The 852-nt window shown below is 70.0% G+C and carries 1 protein-coding gene; it reads left to right on the forward strand.

The genetic code is table 11. The features are described from left to right. Window positions 1-852 (forward strand): AMP-binding protein (locus A5652_RS11810; protein ID WP_156745289.1); only part of this gene is annotated, 852 nt, incomplete at both ends.

The raw sequence follows: 852 nt of genomic DNA on the forward strand, positions 1-852 counted from the left end.
TGGCCGAACGCTTCACCGAGGACGGGGAGCCCGCCGGGATCGGTGGAAGGGTGGAATTTCGCACCGATGTGTTCGACCCGTCCAGTATCGAGGTGCTGATCGCCCGGTTGGGGCGGGTGCTGGCGGCGCTGACGACCGACCCCGCCCAGCGGCTGTCCTCGATTGAGGTGCTCGATGAGCCCGAGCGGGCCGCGGTGGCGGTGCTGGGTAACCAGGCGGTGCTGGCTCGGCCCATGAGCTCGGCGGTGTCGGTGCCGGTGTTGTTTGCCGCGCAAGTCGAGCGTGACCCGCGGGCGCTGGCGGTGAGGTTCGAGGGCCACTCGATGACCTACGGCGAGCTCGATGAGGCGTCTACTCGGTTGGCGCACCTGTTGGCCGGGCGGGGGGCCGGTCCCGGTGAGTGTGTGGGGTTGTTGGTGTCGCGCTCGGCGGAGGCGATCACCGCGATGGTGGCGGTGCTCAAGACCGGGGCGGCCTATCTGCCGATCGACGCGGCCGCACCGGCGGCGCGCCTGGGGTTCATGCTCGACGACGCCGCCCCGATCGCGGTCCTCACGACGCCCGAGTTGCGCTGCCGGCTCGACGGGTTCGGCGGGGTGGTCATCGAGGTCGATGACCCGGCGGTGGGTCACCAACCGAGTACGCCGTTGCCAGTGCCGGCCCCGGAGGATCTCGCGTATCTGATTTACACCTCGGGCACCACCGGGGTGCCCAAGGGGGTGGCCATCAGCCATGCCAATTTGGCGCATTTGGCGCAGTCCGCGCCCGCGGGGTTGCCGGTGACCTCTTCGGGCACCACCACCACCCGTCCCCCGCCGAGCAACGCAGCCCAGATCTCCCACACCGAAAAGT

Source organism: Mycobacterium sp. 1165178.9, from assembly GCF_001673555.1.
Lineage (GTDB): Bacteria > Actinomycetota > Actinomycetes > Mycobacteriales > Mycobacteriaceae > Mycobacterium.